Source organism: Candidatus Clostridium helianthi (genome assembly GCF_045310795.1).
Lineage (GTDB): Bacteria > Bacillota > Clostridia > Clostridiales > Clostridiaceae > Clostridium > Clostridium helianthi.
The window spans coordinates 21,326-37,373 of sequence record NZ_JBJIAB010000051.1 but is presented as its reverse complement, the minus strand read 5'-3'; the positions used below and the strand labels follow the sequence as shown (position 1 = coordinate 37,373).

Here is a 16,048-nt window from a genome sequence, read left to right as displayed (position 1 = left end):
TGGTGGAGGCGAACCGTACACAATATCGCTCACAACAAATATATCAAGTTATAGACATAATATAGATTAATAATAATAGGTGTGCAAATAGTTTATTTAAATATTTGTCACACCTATTATATATTAACCCACGACTTCTGAATTAGTTTTTTTATAATTTATTATGCCCCATATTGATTTACATTATGTTAATATTATAATCTAATCTGCCTTTTCTGATTCTCTCTTTTTAGCTTCAACTGGACAGATAGAAAAATCTTGATCTGTTCTAAGCAGACATTTCATGTATGGACAATATTTGCAATTCTTTATTTCTGAAAACTTCATAACGTGCCCCCCTTTGTAAAACAATTATATCATGCTACCTAAATAAAGTTAAAAAATATTCTTTGCTTTATGAATTCCTTATTCCTTTAAAAATTGATAATGTAAACAAAATATAAATAACTTTTTATTTTTTCATTAAACATATGCGCTATTTTTTAACGAATTATTAATTTATCGTTGAATTGATGTTTAGTATATGGTAATATTCTAAATGACAAATGAAATTTAATAGGGGGATTTTATGGCTAAACATAATAGGAACAAGAATAACAATCCTGTTATATACTTCTTCTTATCTTTCTCTTTTTACACTTTAATGCTAGCAATGGTATTATTTTTTGTATATAAAGCTATAAGATAATTGGTAACAAACAGGGCTTATATGATACCATAAGAAAATCTATATGGTATCATATAGGTAAAATTGTAAGAAAACAAATTATAAACACCTATTACTAAAAGCATAAGATCAAACTCCATATCTAAATAAAATATAGAGTGAGAGGATGAATATATTAAGTATATTCTTCTCTCGCTCTATATCGTTGGCTTAAAAACACTGAACCGCTATAGATTATACTTATTTTAATTATAATAAAGATAAAATATAATTAAGTTCAAAAAAACTTCTTAGCCAATGGTATCAAATTTAAGCAAATTTACTTTGTTTCAATAGAATAAAACCAGCTGCCTAATGTATTTTTTAATTCATTACACTTATTTATATCTAAATATTGTGTTTCAATCCACACTCCCTTTGAATTTCCACGAGCATAACACTTAATTCCATTGAAATAAGATAAAATATAACTAATATCCACACCATCATATGAGTCAGATGAATGAGGTAAATAGTTAGTAACCACATATCCTTTATCGCTTGTTGTTGCTCCTGTAGCATCCTTTGGAATATTTGAATCAATTGCGTTACATAGAATATGTGCTAATTGTTCCCAAGAATATTTATTATAAATATCCATATCCTGTTGAGAATCGCAAAAACAAATCTCTGAGATCAAATTTCCACAACTAATATGATTCATTTCATATAGGCTTTCAAATTTAACGCCACGATTAGTAAAACCTAACTCTGCAAAGTTATTTACTAGCCTTTGAGCATACTGATATGCATTGCTTGACTGACTCGATACAAGTACCTCTGTACCATGTGCTGAACCGTTAAAGCAATTCATGTGCAATGAAATAAACAAATCACAATTAGCTGAATTAGCTTTATTAGCCCCTTCGCTTAATTCTCCTGTCTGTGTGTTTGCATTGGAATTACAATCAATGACAGTATGTCCATATTGCTCTAATACTGATTTAACTGCTATATAATATTCTTTCATTTGTTCATGCTCGTCTACAATCCCAATTGCTCCTGTGCAATTATCGCTATGACCAGCCCTTAAACCTATTTTCATATAATTATCACTCCTTTTAAATAAAATATAATTAAGTATAAGAATATTCTAAACTTATGCTGTGGCTTGTTTTGTATCTGCACCTACTGGTTTAGAAAATAATGCTTGTGCCTTGTCCGCTTGTTCTTTAAGACTTATATTTTCTGCTTTTAATGCTTCATTAGTATCTTGTAGCTGCTTTAATGCATCATCTTTAGTTAATACTGCTGCTTTATCTTTATTAAATTCTCCAGCTATAGCTTGCCTTAAATCATCTAAATTTCTTTGAGTTAGTCCTGGTATCTTTTGTAATAATAAATTATTAAATTGATCTGCTTTTGAACTTAATAAAGTTTCTGCATTTTCTGTGATTCTGAATTTTTCTTCTACTATGTTCCATACCTCTTTGGCAGTTTGCAAGTCTTGTTCATGTCCACTTGCTTTAATAGATTGTTCTATCTGTTCTTTCTTTTTAGTTAAAACATCTACCACTGTATTTCCGATTGTTTTAATTGTTGCTACTAAAATAGCTACTATTGCTGTAGCTGCTATTGGAGCAATTTGACTGATTATTAATTCTTTCATTTCACATCATCCTTTTCTTATTTAATTAATTTTGATAAACTAAATAAAACTCCTATAGCACCTGTTATTAAAGCGCCTATAGCAGTTTTACTTAACCAATCAATTGTTTTTTCCAAATCTTCTATTCTGTGATTTGCCACTTTAATTTTCTCATCCCAATTCTCTGCATTCTTCTCTAGTAAAATCTCTATCCTAACTAACCTTTCTTTAATTTCTTGTATTGTTTCAGTTTCATTCATGTTACACCTACCTTACTTCATATTTTCTATAAATGAGCAACAAAAAAGAACTCCTAAAGAGCTCTTACTATTGCCTTATTTTTTATTCATTTTGCTACGTCATTTTTTCCTATGATGCAGTATTTTCTATAGTTGAATCTTACATAGCTCCCATATCTACAAGAACTAATTTTACCTGTTCTTGTAGATTCAAAAGATTAGGAACATCCTTATATTCGTAAGTACCTCCTACTATTAATGTAATCCATACCTTTACACATCCGCTATTCTTGTTAAATTGCATTCTAAACACTCTCCTTAAAATTAAATTTATTATATTAGGCATTGTTTTTTCCCATTGCTACTATACTTGTTAACTCTGCATTTGCTTCTGTTAAATTATCCACCTGTTCTTTTAAAAGTTCTAATTCTGATTTAGGCATATCTTCATATATTGGTTCGTTTGGTGTAACGGAAATATCAATGCTTTTTATAGTTTTCCCCACTGGAACTTCTACTTCTAAATAATTAATTCCTCCTTGCGGTATTCTATTCTCATCTGATGTTAATTGTAAATATATATAACCTACATTGTCATATATTACTAATGTTTTCATAATTGTTCACTCCCTATTTTTAATTAAATTTATTCCCAAGCATACCAATACCAAGTAGCATCACTAGTTCCGTTTCTTGTGAAAAAATTATTTCCAACACTACCTACTGAAGTGCCAGTTCCGCTCAAGTTATAGAACGTATTTGGATCAATAATATTAAAAAGAACGCTCTTCATTAAAGTGCCATAATAAGAATAATACATATAAACTATACTCGGCTTGAATGGTAAATTTATCGTAACTGTACCTAAATTGCCGACGAATGAACCACTCTGAAATTGTCTTCCACCTAAACTTGCTATTGTTGCACTTCCAGTACGTAATATACCCGCTGCTGAATTATATGTTTTACCTGCTACTACATCTGCATCATTTGCAGTTCCAGTAATAGCTGCTATTATTTGGTCTCCACTTAAATATTGTCCTGCTGCTATTATTTGCTGTGATGTACTAGGATTTATTGTTCCTCCTGCTTTTGTTGGAATACTTTGAGTTACTTTTCCAGTTCCATCATGATATCCTTTAGGGATTGTACATACTCCATTTATAGGTAGCGATTTATTTACACCCCCATTGTTAGGCATTGTACCAACTTTTAAAATACCATCATCATATCCACTATACCCAGTTAGCAGATACTGAGGATCAAGAACCGCATCTGCTGTATCTATAACGGAAGATTTACCTGTAACGCCATCTATAGTAATACCAGCTCTTATATTTCCCGGAACTAACAAAGATAAATCAAGACCTCCAGTTATACCAGTATCATTATCATTACTAAAAGTCGTATTCTTACGCACATCTTTCGCTAGTGCAGTTCCTTCCGCACTAGCTTTGATAAAAAAACAGTCACCAGTTGAGTTATACCAAACTGTATACGCCTTTCCTGCTGTTAAGTTTGGTGATGTTGTCGTTCCTGGTTTATATAACTTTTTACCATTTATAGTTGTTGCAGCTCCGCCATTATTAGAGCTTGCTATAAAAGTTATTGGATATCCATTTACTAACGATCCTTTAATAGTAAGTGCTATTGCTGTAGCAGCTCCACCTGCTGTTTGATAAACTATATCTGACAAGGATGTATTAATTGGAGATAAAGCATTATTGACAAATGCTGTCGTAGCTACTTGTGTATTATTAGTACTATTGTTTGCTGTTGGTGCAGTTGGTACTCCTGTGAATGCTGGTGACGCAAGTGGAGCTTTAAGTGGTAAATTTGTATTAATTTCTTTTAGCTTTGTATCTATAATATCAGCATTACCATTAAAATCATCTATATTTACAACATCGGTTCCTTCTGGCTTTTTCAATCCATAATTTGTTGTTGTTAACATTTAATCAACCCTTTCTATTCATAAACTTTTAACTCATCCCATGTCTTCAATTTTGCATTGTTACATGTTAATTTATTTTCTTTTAATACATTCCAAACAGTATAAGTGTATTTAATCGTGTATCCTAGATGTGCAGGTTTAATATTTTCCAGCATATCTTTAAATAACTGCATGTTTTTTGGTATCCCCTTAACTCCAACAAATTGAACTACAAAAGCATAGTTAGGATTATCTTGTATTATGTTTACTTCTCCCCCAGAAAAAGTTTCAGCTACATTTTTAATCATCTGTTTAGTTGTTGTGCCTTGCCCTCTTTTCTTAGCCTTAAGTACTTCTCGCCTTTGTTCATACCCTAATAATAAATTAGTTTCAATTCCATATTCCTTTTCCCAGTAGCTAAGACCCCATGTTGCAGTATCTATCCAAAGCTGATTCTTTATATCTCTAATTTTATAATTTAATCTTCCAAGCTCCAGCGAATTAGAATTTTCTAATTCCTTCATAACTTTAGATGTAATATAATAGTCGGGCATATATTTCATGAGATCAGGTGATATTAGTTTTATCTCATCTATGTTATCTTCTTCATTAATTCCATATTGGGTTGTACCATAATTCATGCTATACCCCCTTTAAATCATTCCATGTGCAATTTTTCTTGACGTAAGTAGTATTAATTTGTTTTCCATCAGAATCTTGGTTTGCCCTTGTTGCAGATGCTACATTTGAATCTATAAACGCTAATTGCTTTATCCAATTTAGTTTTCCAGCATTTCCTGCACCTACAAAAGCAAATGCACTGCTATAATTCATGTACAAATATCCATTTGTATCTCCTCTTCCAAAACCAATCCCTGAACCAAACTGTGGTGAACTATCTACATTAGCAGTATCATTTCTAATACTTGCAAGAAAGTCTCCTGAGTTTGTATCCCCTTTCACTTGACTTCTAAAACTAGACATAAAATTGCCATCTATTGTTTTACCACTAGGAATTGCATTAATTGTTATATCACCACTACCGTCAAAATTAATTCCATTTATTTTTCTTGCAGTATCTAATTTAACAGCACTGTTTGCGGAACCTCCAGCAGTTGAACTCCCCGCATAATTATGTGTATGTGCGCTATTTGCTTTACCATTAAGAGCAGTTTGAACTGCTGTTGAAATAGGCTTATTTAAATCACTTGTATTATCAACGTTACTTAACCCTACATCTGATGCACTTGGTTTGACTGAATTTGAGTAGAGTTCTATCCATGCTGACCATGAGCTTCCACTCTTAGTTCGTATATAAACGTGTCCTATATTAACAGTCATTCCAAATCCTAATTGTGTTAAATAGCTTTGATCTCCACTACATATAACCATGAAGTTAAACCATCCACTCGTATACGGCCCATTTACAGGATTCTGCACGTCATACCAACCATTAGCTATTATATTATTCAAATCAGTACTTGTATTTAATCTTTGGCCTTTTCCACCTAACCCATACCCACTAGGAGCAAAATCACTAGCATGTTTTCCATCTACAGTATCTGCATTATCTATAACACCATCACCATTTTTATCATAAACACTCTTCAGCATATCTCCATAACCTGCAGTAGATATTTCATCTTTAGTCGCAAATTTACTATCAGCCTCTGTTTCAGTATAGTATCTATCATCATGAGTATGAGAGCTATTTGCTTTACCATTCAAAGCACTTTGAACCGCTGTTGAAATAGGTTTATTTAAATCACTTGTATTATCAACATTAGATAAGCCAACATCAGCTTTGGTTGTTCCATGTGGATTAGTACCACTAGGATGTACATAAACTGTTTTTTCAGTACCATCCACTTTTATGTTTCCATTGGTTGTACTTACTTCAACTTTATTAGCATTACTACTAATACCATCAATTTTAGATTTATAAGTATTGTCAAAATCGTTTGTTGATAAACTTTTTCCAGTAATTTTATCAACCTTATTACTTACAGTATTCCATAAGGTTCTTTCATTACTGGTAATGTGTCTGATGGTATCACTAATATGTGTATATGCGCTATTCCAATTATCAATTAATACTTGCGTAATTGCATCTAAAATAGATTTATTGCTATGGATATGGTTATTTGTATATGCAGTATTCCAATTTAACTTTTCCGTATCTGTTGCAAATCTATGGGTTGTATCTTCTGTTATCATAGTAGCCAGATGATTAGCAGGATGCACATAATTATTTGCATTAGCAGCAATACCATCTAATTTAGACTTATCAGCTTTAGACATTTTACCATCAACACTTGAAGTTGCAAGAGGTATTGAATTTGCTGATATAGGTATCCATGCACTTCCATTATATCTATAAGTAATGTCTGTATCTTTTGTATTCGCTGTCCATCCATCATCAGGTGTTGGATAAGTTGTTGCTATATCAGCATAAGTCGCTACAGATTCCTTCCAATCCATATTACTAACAACCTGGCTTATTTTATTATCAACTTCATTCCTTGTATATTTATCATCCCAATTAGGCTTGTTAGTATTAATTGTATTTGTTAGTGTATTTTCTGCGGCTTTAGCACGAGTAATTTCAGAATTAAGATTATTGGTTATGGTGTTCTCTGCGTTCGTAGCTCTTGTTACTTCGGAGTTAAGATTAGCTGTCAAAGTACCTTCAGATGATTTAGCTCTATTTACTTCTGAATTAATGTTATTATTTAAAGAGTTTTCCGCTGCTGTTGCTCTATTAACTTCATTAGTTAAATTATTAGTTAATATATTTTCTGAACCTTTTGCTCTTGATATTTCTGAACTTAGATTATCAGTCAGAACTTTTTCAGCGCCTATAGCTCTATTAATTTCATTATTAAGATTTTCTTGAGTTTCAACAACTGCATCTTGAAGATTATTAATATCTCCTGCTTCAACTTGATCTCCTGATGTTTCATAGCTTATATAAATCGGACTTACATTAGAATAAATTTTAATTATTGTTTTCCATGGAGTTAATGATGGAGTTGATGTAAAATATGCTTCAATCTTATTTCCTGTAAGTTTACTTCCTGTATAAACATTCAATGTCTTTAGATTTACATTATCATGTTGTAGCTCTGATTCATAAACGCCATTTAATACTTCAACAACTTCCTCAATTACATATATGTTATTTTCAAGTTTATTGAGTTTCTCATAGAATTTAGTTACATTCAACTCACATCACCCCCAAATTTACATTTCCCATTACTGCAATTTCTTCATCAGCTAAATTAATGTTTGATGTTGTACCATTAATTTTCAAATCAGAGTAATCCATGACTCCTTCAGTACTTAATAATATTTTTCCTATCTTTGCTATACTTATATATGAAGCATTGAATGAAATACTTTGTAAATGCTCTAGTACCAACGTCTTAAAAGTTGTTTGTATTATTCCAAGATTAAATCCATTATTTATACTCACATTTGCAGTTATATTTATTGCTTTTTCAATCGCTGAAACAACTGTCACAGTTGCCCCAATCGGTGCTTGCCCTTCACCCATTCCATCAACAGGATCAATATAGTTTTTTACACTATCTACTAATGTTTTATCTGCTCCAGTCTTATTAGAATTTATAATAACAACTTTTACAGTCCCGTTTCCTGCCCAAAGTGGTACAACTCTTGCATCTCCTACACCTGTTACCTCTAATGCCCAATTTTTATAGTGATATTTATTTCCAGACGTTGCAGGAGTCTGAATTTTGGCATAATATCTTTTTCTTAACTCTTCATCTGTCTCCTCATTATATCCATTAGAAATAGATTCTTTATTAATCACTTTTTGAAGTCCTGAAAGTGTCTTTGGAAAATATTTAATAGCCCCAACCAGTATATTGCCTACTTCACCGTATTTCACACATTTTACTGAAACATCTATACTCCCACTTTCAGGTACAACCAATGTTTCTGTAAATTCAAAGCTAACACTATCACTAGCTACGAGTTCACCTTTATTTATAAGGGAACCGACTACTCCAGTAATTGTAACTTTCCCAATAGATTGAGTTGTTAATTTACGCGTTAATCCAACATCTTTTACTACTTTATCAAGATCTTTTCCAGTAGCTGTTTCTGCAAATCTCTTATCTAATACGCCTTCAATTTCCGTATATGCGCCCTCAAGTTCAATTGCAACTGGCATCTCCGCATCATACATAAATTCACCCTCAGACTTATTGTACGAATCATTTATATTGGTTAATAGTCTAGCTTGTATAACATCTCTGCTATCGCTCATTTTCTATCTCACCACACTTTCTGTGCTTGTGCCATAAATACTAATAACATCAAAAGTGCAATTAAGTAACCTTTTATCTTTCTTAAACACAAAATTATTTACAGCTTTTATATCAGAATTTCTTAATAATGCTTCTGTAATTATAATTTGAATTTGTGCTTGCTTATAAGCTAAAGGATAATCGCTTGTTATTAAATCCAAGAGCGAATCAACACCGTATTTTTCAGTATTGTTTGTATTATATATTTTGTATTTGTTTTTATCTGTTCTAATAGTTTTTTGAATCCATTGCTTTAAAGCCTCGTACTTACTTATTGTTTCTACCCTTCCGTCTTTAACATAAAAATCTCCTGTTTCAAAATTGAAACATGGAGATTTACCTTTACTACTTATTAAATTTGTATCATCTAATTTGTCTATTGTATTAACTCCCTCTTGATTAGGAAACAAAACTATATCACCTCTTTTACACTTTCTTTACTGCAACATAAGCATGACCATTTGAAATGGGAATACATAAAACACTATCCCCATTATTTAGTTCTCTTGTTATAATAAAATTTTTAGATTCACCTTCAATTTCTATAGTTCCAGTTATTTTTCTTAGATCCTCACATACATAGAGAGGAGTATGATCATCATTTTCTATAAATATAGCTGCCCCTCCAAATAAAGATACCTTCATAGGATTCAATGAAATTATTTTGCCTATTTTAGCTTCATCTGGATCTTTATTATCTCTTTCCCTAAATAATTTCATAATTCCAACATCATATCTATCCATTTTTCACCTACCAAACAACTGTAATACTTGCCTTATGCAATCCATTTTGTAATTTATGATTTGCATTTTTTATTTTATAGTACCCATTCAATCTACTTCCTGCTTGCAAATAAATCATTCTATTAGGCTTTATTAAATCTCCATCTTTAAGTGCTATCATATCATTTAAAGTAGCTGAATATTCTATTTTATTGCTATTTACTAAAGCATTATTGGCAATATTTTGAGCTTGTGCAATATTTTTATCGTCTACATTGAAATTATCACTTAAAACTCCATAGAATCCTTGTTGACTTGTATCTTCTGCTGTAGCTTCTACTTTTGCATTATCATCATTTCCGCTTGTTACAGTTATCCTATTTTTCATTTTCTCCATTGACATATCTATATCTATTTGCTTAGGCAAAATTATTTTAGGATTAATTTTCATTTCTGAAAGCTTTCTAATATATAAAATATTGCCTTCTATTTCTTTAAAGTATGTTGCTCCCTGGTCATTCTTAGCCTGTTCTAAAATATCGTCTATTATTTTATCCATAGTAGTATTCGAATAAGTTTTGCTTATAGTAGTTGGCATGTCTGCTATTATACAGATTAAATAAGCTTCATTAGCTAAGGATCTTATAGCATCATCTGCCCTCATATTATAAAATTGTTTGACCGATATTTTATTATTCTTAAGATAATAACTATAGTCCTGACATGTATAACTCCATATCCATCTTTTTTTAATTGGATGAAATGCAATTCCTCTAAAAATTTCTAAGGAGTCATTAAATAGCTGCACAACTGTTCCAGTAGGAATTTCTTTTATACTATCAAAAGTTAATTGACTCCCCAAGTTATCTGTATCTCCACCCCACGAAACAGTATTGCCATCATTAAAAATATCTTGATTATTAACAATAAGCTTATACACATTATCACCTAACTTTCAATTAAAGCTCCATCATCATCAAATGTATATTTAACTCCATCTATTGTCGCAGATCCACTAAAATACATTGCTCCATCAGAACCAAAATAATACCATTTATTTTTATATTGAATCCATTCATTTCTAGCCATAGCGCAACTATCTTTAAAATAATACCAATAAGCACCATCTTGAAGCCAACTATTTTGTTGTGCATAGCCATCTGTTCTAAAATTATACCATTCATTGTTTATAAGCTGCCAATTCCCCATATAATAACTTCCATTTGCATCATATACGTACCACCATCCAGTATTATCTTGTTGCCATCCTACTGTGCTAGTTTGCGTAATAATAGTATTATAATCTCGCCATTGCTTAAGATCTAAGCTATATTCATAATCGCCATTTTTCATTATTGAATGCTCAAATTTTTCAACGCTAAAAGAATCATTTACATAATATCCATCAGGAGTACTTATTACCACTCGAATAGGTTCAGCATTAGTTTTAGCATTTTCAATTAAATCGATTATTTCCTTTGCATTAACTTTACTTTTAGAGAAATAATACTTACTTGCATATCTTGGAAGCCAATCACTCCAGGAACTTTTAATTAATCCTTTTTTCTCAATAAAGTTATATGGTATATCCCAATAAGTTTCAAACTCCTCATTCTTGCTATCACTAGAAAAGGAAGGTAACTTAGGTGGAATCGTTGGAAATTGTAATACTTTTGTTCTATTATAATCACTAACATAAATATTATAATTACTCATTTATTACCTTCCTTTCTATGAATTAACCATTTGATAATAAAGTTTATTGTAAATATGCTGACCTAATATATCTGCATATTCCTCATTTCCTATTAAATTACCTTGAACAATTAATTGTACAATAAATGGTTGACTACTATTATTCAATATCTTATCTGTTTGACCTGCCGGAATAACTTTCGATCCACTTGGCAGTATTGCCATTTCTCCATTTCCAAACTCATTCATTCTAGTAGGGCCACCAGGCCAATAATGTGTTCCTGTTGCATTCATAGGCGTTCTTGTATACACTGGATCTCCGCTTCCATTTGTTACGGATGTAACTGTTTCTGTTGCTGTTACATTAACTTTAGAGCCATCTAATCCAAGAAACTTCTTAAGTTTTCCCCATGCATTTTCTGCCCATTCACAAATATCTTTAAAGTGTTTTACAACTTCATATATTGCAAATCCTAAACCAGCTATTGCAATGGTTACAACTCCAATTGGATTTGCATCCATTGCCACATTTAACAGCCATTGTGCTGCTTCCCAGGCACTTGTAGCATTTTGTATCCCCCAAATCATAAGTTCTATTGTTCCCCATGCACTAGTTGCAAATGTTGTAATTCCAATCCAAGTATTAACTCCAACGATAGCTAACTGCCATGCAGCGATTGCTCCAACTATACTATATACAACTGGTTCAATTGTTGGCCAATTGTCATTTACAAAATTAACTACTCCTGTAGCTCCATCAATTATTCCAGAAATAGCATCACTTACAGAATCCCAATTATCAGGTGTTATAGCTGAAAATGATGGTACAACACTATTATAAATGGTGCTTACCAAATTAGATGCAGAACCTATTAAATTACCAAGCGAAGGCACAATTTTGTCTATAATTGAACCTCCAACACTTAAAAAAGTATTAGTTACTCCACCTATATCTTCTTTTATTTCAGGAATATTACTTCTAAACCAATTTGCAAAATCATTTAAACGCGGTAGTACAGCATCCGAGATTGGAATTAATACGCTTGTTTGAATATTGCGTTTAATTCCCTCAAATGCACTACCTACATCGCTATATTTTATTTTGTTTATTTGTGCCAAAGCATCATATGTGTTGCTTATTTCTCCATCAACATTTCCTAAGCTTTCAATTACGTTTATACCTAAATCTTCAAATTGCGTTCCAAACAGTTCGACGCCTATTTGGCTTTGTTTTAAAGGGTCTTTCATATTTGATAAAGCTGCAATAACATCCTCAAAAGTATCTTTTGCGCTATCTCCGCCTTGAGCAAATTTAGCTGCTAAATCATCAGCATTAAATCCAAGCTGAGTGAATCCATCTTCTGTTGTTTTACTTCCATCAACAGCTCTTATAGAAAATTCTTTAACTGCATCTCCAACTTTGTCTAAATTAAAAGCACCTTCTTGTGATCCTGCTGAGAATACATTAAACATATCTTCAGCATTTAATCCAAGTTTTTTGAATTGCACACTATATTCATTGATAGAATCTAACATTTCTCCACTAAAATCTAATCCGCCTTGTTTCCCTTGTGCAATTAAATTAAATGCTTCATCACCATCTACTCCAAATTGTTTCATTAAAGTTGATGCTGATCTAACAGATTCATTTACCTCATATCCAAAAGTATCTTTTAATGCTATTGCATTTTCAGTTAGTCCTTTTAAATCATCACCAGTATATCCAGTTTGCTCTCCTACTGCTTTTAATGCTTCGCCTATCTCTTCGAAATTCTCTCCAAAATTATCATTGTATATATCTAGCATGACATTTTTCATTCTATCCATGCCAGTTTCAGCAAGTCCACTAGATGTCATAACTCCATTTAGAGATTTTTGAAGCTCATTTCCGAAAGTAACAGTTTCAACTATACCATCTTTCATGCTCTCCCATATATCCATACCAGCACCAAAGCCGATTCCCCTAAGCATAGAGTCTTTAACAATACTAAAAGCTTCACTAACTGTTTTTTTCATTTTAACAGCCTGATCTTCTGTATCCTTCATACCAGACTTAAATCCTTGAGTATTTTTAGCAACATTCTGAATAGTGTCACTAAAATTATCTTTCAAATTTAATATGGTATTAATTACTTTAGATGCCAAATTATCACCTCCACATTAATTTTTGGGTGGTTTAGCATTCGTTAATTCATTTTTATAAATAACATATTCCATTAAAAGCTCTTTTTGAGTTTTAGGTAAACTCCATAAATATTCGAGGGAATGACCACATTCAAAGAAATAACCTAACCAAAATAATGGTCCTATCTCTCCTTTGCCATTCCCCCTTATTAGTTTTTTAATTTTTCTTTAGTCTTTTTACCATCTCCAAAAGTTTCCTTTATCTTTTTAGCTATTCCAGCTAAATTTTCAACTCCAAAAGCCTTTACTGGTGCATCTAAAGGATCTTTTATTCCCCAAGCTTTATGCAATTCTGGATTTTGTAAAAATGGACAAGAAAAATAAATGAATTCTTTAGACGCATTGATCAATAATTTATAATCTGTACCGATTATCTCTTCATTTTTATTCATCTTAATTGCATTTGCCTGAGCATCTAAATACTCTAAAAGATTATCTTCTGTAGGTCTTATAAAGCTTATAGGTCCATATCCTTCTATCTCTATATCCGCTTCTTTCCTTATTCCTTCACTTTTCTCTAATCCCTTTTTAATAAAATCCTCTAATGACATTTTGTTCATAATATTCCTCCAAAATTTTATTTTAAAATTGAAAAGATGCTTAATTATAAGCATCTTAATATTAAATAGTTTCAATAGCATCGAAGTCTCCAAAGTTAAACGGAAACTCTTCTTCAATTATTTTTTTAGATTCAAACCCAGCAAGTAAGAATTCAGTTATTACTACTCCCTCTATACTTGCTTTTTCACTTTTTCCTGTTGCTTTATCAGTTAAACTTGATATTAATTTTATATCTGGCATAACTCCACTTTTATATGCATCAGCACAAATCTTCCATATTGTACTATCAACTTTTTTTACTGTAAGCGTACCTTCTCCTGACCACCCATTATATCTGCTATATGTTGCATTATCTCCACAAAACTCAACCGTTTCAAAATTCCCCTTTACTTTAGCTTCAATCTTACTTAAATTAGCCAAAAGCTGTCCATTAAACCACAGATTACCACTGCTGCCTGTCAAAACCTTATTAGCTAATGCTTGATTTCCCATGTTTATTTCCTCCTCTCTAAGCTAAATTAATTGCAAAGTCTAAATCGACCATGCTTTGTAATATTTTTACATTAGCATTAATAAATAAACTTCTCTTAAATGTATTTTTTCTAACTTGGATATCTGTCCAATCTTTAGCCTCATTTGTGCCTGCCGCTATCCATGCTGCTCTTTGTTCTTCAACATTTATATCACTTTTATTTTCATATTCTTCATCTAATACGTCTGTTCCATTAGCTGATAATTTTTTAAAATAGCCATTAACTGCTGAAATAAATAAAATTTGATTATCATATTTATTCTTATATCCACCACCAAGATAATCCTCTTTAAATGTAGTTGAAATATCATCTTGCATAAGATCCATTGCTTCAACTACTTCTATCTCTTTCATATCTTCTGTAGCTGATTTCCCATTTGTAGTAGTTAAACTGTTAATTCCACGTGCAATTCTAACATCTGCACCATCATTAATTAAAATAAACTTCCCTGCACCTAGAGCCTCATTTCTATCATCAACCTCTGAAACCTTACTAAGATTTGTACATCTAAAGTTATTGCATCCTTGTGTAATATTACATTTTGCTAAAATTCCAATAAGACTTGGACAATATTTTTCTCCTGTTTGTTCACCCCTGCTATCACTAAAAGTTATCTTTGTATTAACAAAATTAACTATATGCTTTTCATCTGGTGAAGTTACATTGTATACTACCGCTTTATAAGTTCTTTTATTAGCAACTTGCGATTTTATCCAACTTGATAAGGTTGTAAAATCTTCTGTTACACCATCTGCCATTGTTATCCATCCTGTTTTTACATTCTCGATAACAATTTTTAATGCATCAGAAATAGTTGCTGTATTCCCAATTTTCACTACACAAGCCTTATATGGGGCAAATGTAAATATATCTTTTAAATATTGTAAGTTACCTTCTGTGTATAATTCCTTATCAGTGTCTATCTCAGTTATATCGGAATATTCTTTATAATTGAACATTGCACTTGTATCATCTTTAACTATTAATATTGCATAACCTCTTTCACTTCTCTCAGGAAGCGAAGCCGCTTTTTGACTGAATGATACATCAATATTTGGCATTGTAACTGTCATATCATCACTCCTATTCTTCTAAATTTAAGTTGAAGTTTAATTCTTCTATTGGTTCTAAGTTAGAATCATCATATATTTCCTCAAGAGAATATAAATCAAAACTGCATTGAAGTACTGTATCAACTACCTCACATTCAACTTCTCCATCTTCAACAAGTGGCATATAAAACGTATCAGTAACCTTTACATCTTCTAAAAATGTATTTTCCAATATATCTTGCATTTCTATGTTGTCATTTCTATATCTATCCTTATTTTCAGCATAAAAATAAACCCTAACTGTTAGGGTTCTTTCTTTCAAATTACTATTAGACTTTCCAGTTCTAGAATTGTCAAAGATTAGTCTTATAGATGGCCTTGGTATTCCATCTGTAAAATCTATTGCTGTAGGTTTAACTCCTTCAAATTTAGTACCTTTTAGTGCATTAATAATAGTATTATTAATTGCTGTTCTTATTTCATTCAACGTTACCATATAA

At 31.5% G+C, this 16,048-nt stretch carries 19 protein-coding genes; all 19 read right to left on the bottom strand.

All coding sequences use genetic code 11. The features are described from left to right. Positions 1-201: 201 nt before the first annotated feature. The 19 genes from ACJDTP_RS24790 to ACJDTP_RS24700 all read right to left on the bottom strand — a co-directional run bounded on the left by ACJDTP_RS24790 (position 202) and on the right by ACJDTP_RS24700 (position 16,044). The gene (locus tag ACJDTP_RS24790; RefSeq protein WP_406762761.1) at positions 202-327 is read right to left on the bottom strand and encodes a hypothetical protein; all 126 of its coding nucleotides are present in this window, start codon (positions 325-327) and stop codon (positions 202-204) included. A 659-nt stretch (positions 328-986) separates the two neighbouring features. Then, positions 987-1,751: an N-acetylmuramoyl-L-alanine amidase gene (locus ACJDTP_RS24785; protein WP_406762760.1), complete on the bottom strand. Its 765-nt coding sequence runs from the start codon at positions 1,749-1,751 to the stop codon at positions 987-989. A 54-nt stretch (positions 1,752-1,805) separates the two neighbouring features. Beyond that, the gene (locus ACJDTP_RS24780) at positions 1,806-2,315 is read right to left on the bottom strand and encodes a cobalt ABC transporter permease (RefSeq protein WP_406762759.1); all 510 of its coding nucleotides are present in this window, start codon (positions 2,313-2,315) and stop codon (positions 1,806-1,808) included. Between the two features lie 17 nt (positions 2,316-2,332). Next, complete coding sequence (locus ACJDTP_RS24775; protein WP_077306359.1) at positions 2,333-2,554, bottom strand: hemolysin XhlA family protein; 222 nt, start codon at positions 2,552-2,554, stop codon at positions 2,333-2,335. Between the two features lie 139 nt (positions 2,555-2,693). Then, entirely contained in the window at positions 2,694-2,837 is a 144-nt protein-coding gene (locus ACJDTP_RS24770; protein WP_406762758.1) for a hypothetical protein, read from the bottom strand. Between the two features lie 34 nt (positions 2,838-2,871). Beyond that, positions 2,872-3,150 (bottom strand): hypothetical protein, encoded by a 279-nt coding sequence (locus ACJDTP_RS24765; protein WP_406762757.1) that lies wholly within the window; start codon positions 3,148-3,150, stop codon positions 2,872-2,874. Positions 3,151-3,179: 29 nt separating this feature from the next. Next, entirely contained in the window at positions 3,180-4,487 is a 1,308-nt protein-coding gene (locus ACJDTP_RS24760) for a hypothetical protein (protein WP_406762756.1), read from the bottom strand. A gap of 14 nt (positions 4,488-4,501) precedes the next feature. Then, on the bottom strand, positions 4,502-5,107 hold the full coding sequence (locus ACJDTP_RS24755; RefSeq protein WP_077829005.1) for a YmfQ family protein: 606 nt from the start codon (positions 5,105-5,107) through the stop codon (positions 4,502-4,504). 1 nt (position 5,108) lies between these two features. Continuing rightward, the gene (locus tag ACJDTP_RS24750) at positions 5,109-7,691 is read right to left on the bottom strand and encodes a pyocin knob domain-containing protein (protein WP_173706941.1); all 2,583 of its coding nucleotides are present in this window, start codon (positions 7,689-7,691) and stop codon (positions 5,109-5,111) included. Between the two features lies 1 nt (position 7,692). Continuing rightward, positions 7,693-8,760 carry a baseplate J/gp47 family protein gene (locus ACJDTP_RS24745; RefSeq protein WP_406762755.1) on the bottom strand — a complete coding sequence of 356 codons (1,068 nt, stop codon included), beginning with the start codon at positions 8,758-8,760 and terminating at the stop codon, positions 7,693-7,695. A gap of 3 nt (positions 8,761-8,763) precedes the next feature. Continuing rightward, on the bottom strand, positions 8,764-9,210 hold the full coding sequence (locus ACJDTP_RS24740; protein ID WP_406762754.1) for a DUF2634 domain-containing protein: 447 nt from the start codon (positions 9,208-9,210) through the stop codon (positions 8,764-8,766). A 16-nt stretch (positions 9,211-9,226) separates the two neighbouring features. Continuing rightward, entirely contained in the window at positions 9,227-9,544 is a 318-nt protein-coding gene (locus ACJDTP_RS24735) for a DUF2577 family protein (protein WP_406762753.1), read from the bottom strand. A 7-nt stretch (positions 9,545-9,551) separates the two neighbouring features. Continuing rightward, positions 9,552-10,463 carry an XkdQ/YqbQ family protein gene (locus ACJDTP_RS24730; RefSeq protein WP_406762752.1) on the bottom strand — a complete coding sequence of 304 codons (912 nt, stop codon included), beginning with the start codon at positions 10,461-10,463 and terminating at the stop codon, positions 9,552-9,554. 8 nt (positions 10,464-10,471) lie between these two features. After that, on the bottom strand, positions 10,472-11,239 hold the full coding sequence (locus ACJDTP_RS24725) for a cell wall-binding protein (RefSeq protein WP_077868123.1): 768 nt from the start codon (positions 11,237-11,239) through the stop codon (positions 10,472-10,474). 15 nt (positions 11,240-11,254) lie between these two features. Continuing rightward, the gene (locus ACJDTP_RS24720; protein ID WP_077868124.1) at positions 11,255-13,363 is read right to left on the bottom strand and encodes a phage tail tape measure protein; all 2,109 of its coding nucleotides are present in this window, start codon (positions 13,361-13,363) and stop codon (positions 11,255-11,257) included. A gap of 188 nt (positions 13,364-13,551) precedes the next feature. Continuing rightward, entirely contained in the window at positions 13,552-13,962 is a 411-nt protein-coding gene (locus ACJDTP_RS24715) for a hypothetical protein (protein ID WP_077828998.1), read from the bottom strand. Positions 13,963-14,023: 61 nt separating this feature from the next. After that, positions 14,024-14,455 carry a phage tail tube protein gene (locus tag ACJDTP_RS24710; protein ID WP_026885384.1) on the bottom strand — a complete coding sequence of 144 codons (432 nt, stop codon included), beginning with the start codon at positions 14,453-14,455 and terminating at the stop codon, positions 14,024-14,026. A 16-nt stretch (positions 14,456-14,471) separates the two neighbouring features. Next, on the bottom strand, positions 14,472-15,569 hold the full coding sequence (locus ACJDTP_RS24705; RefSeq protein WP_406762751.1) for a phage tail sheath C-terminal domain-containing protein: 1,098 nt from the start codon (positions 15,567-15,569) through the stop codon (positions 14,472-14,474). Positions 15,570-15,579: 10 nt separating this feature from the next. Further along, complete coding sequence (locus ACJDTP_RS24700; protein ID WP_077828996.1) at positions 15,580-16,044, bottom strand: phage tail terminator family protein; 465 nt, start codon at positions 16,042-16,044, stop codon at positions 15,580-15,582. Positions 16,045-16,048 lie beyond the last annotated feature (4 nt).

Excerpts from the sequence above, each read along its gene's own strand:
- ACJDTP_RS24790 (WP_406762761.1), bottom strand. The coding sequence starts at position 327 with ATGAAGTTTTCAGAAATAAAGAATTGCAAATATTGTCCATACATGAAA.
- ACJDTP_RS24785 (WP_406762760.1), bottom strand. The coding sequence starts at position 1,751 with ATGAAAATAGGTTTAAGGGCTGGTCATAGCGATAATTGCACAGGAGCA.
- ACJDTP_RS24780 (WP_406762759.1), bottom strand. The coding sequence starts at position 2,315 with ATGAAAGAATTAATAATCAGTCAAATTGCTCCAATAGCAGCTACAGCA.
- ACJDTP_RS24775 (WP_077306359.1), bottom strand. The coding sequence starts at position 2,554 with ATGAATGAAACTGAAACAATACAAGAAATTAAAGAAAGGTTAGTTAGG.
- ACJDTP_RS24770 (WP_406762758.1), bottom strand. The coding sequence starts at position 2,837 with ATGCAATTTAACAAGAATAGCGGATGTGTAAAGGTATGGATTACATTA.
- ACJDTP_RS24765 (WP_406762757.1), bottom strand. The coding sequence starts at position 3,150 with ATGAAAACATTAGTAATATATGACAATGTAGGTTATATATATTTACAA.
- ACJDTP_RS24760 (WP_406762756.1), bottom strand. The coding sequence starts at position 4,487 with ATGTTAACAACAACAAATTATGGATTGAAAAAGCCAGAAGGAACCGAT.
- ACJDTP_RS24755 (WP_077829005.1), bottom strand. The coding sequence starts at position 5,107 with ATGAATTATGGTACAACCCAATATGGAATTAATGAAGAAGATAACATA.
- ACJDTP_RS24745 (WP_406762755.1), bottom strand. The coding sequence starts at position 8,760 with ATGAGCGATAGCAGAGATGTTATACAAGCTAGACTATTAACCAATATA.
- ACJDTP_RS24735 (WP_406762753.1), bottom strand. The coding sequence starts at position 9,544 with ATGGATAGATATGATGTTGGAATTATGAAATTATTTAGGGAAAGAGAT.
- ACJDTP_RS24725 (WP_077868123.1), bottom strand. The coding sequence starts at position 11,239 with ATGAGTAATTATAATATTTATGTTAGTGATTATAATAGAACAAAAGTA.
- ACJDTP_RS24715 (WP_077828998.1), bottom strand. The coding sequence starts at position 13,962 with ATGAACAAAATGTCATTAGAGGATTTTATTAAAAAGGGATTAGAGAAA.
- ACJDTP_RS24710 (WP_026885384.1), bottom strand. The coding sequence starts at position 14,455 with ATGGGAAATCAAGCATTAGCTAATAAGGTTTTGACAGGCAGCAGTGGT.
- ACJDTP_RS24705 (WP_406762751.1), bottom strand. The coding sequence starts at position 15,569 with ATGACAGTTACAATGCCAAATATTGATGTATCATTCAGTCAAAAAGCG.
- ACJDTP_RS24700 (WP_077828996.1), bottom strand. The coding sequence starts at position 16,044 with ATGGTAACGTTGAATGAAATAAGAACAGCAATTAATAATACTATTATT.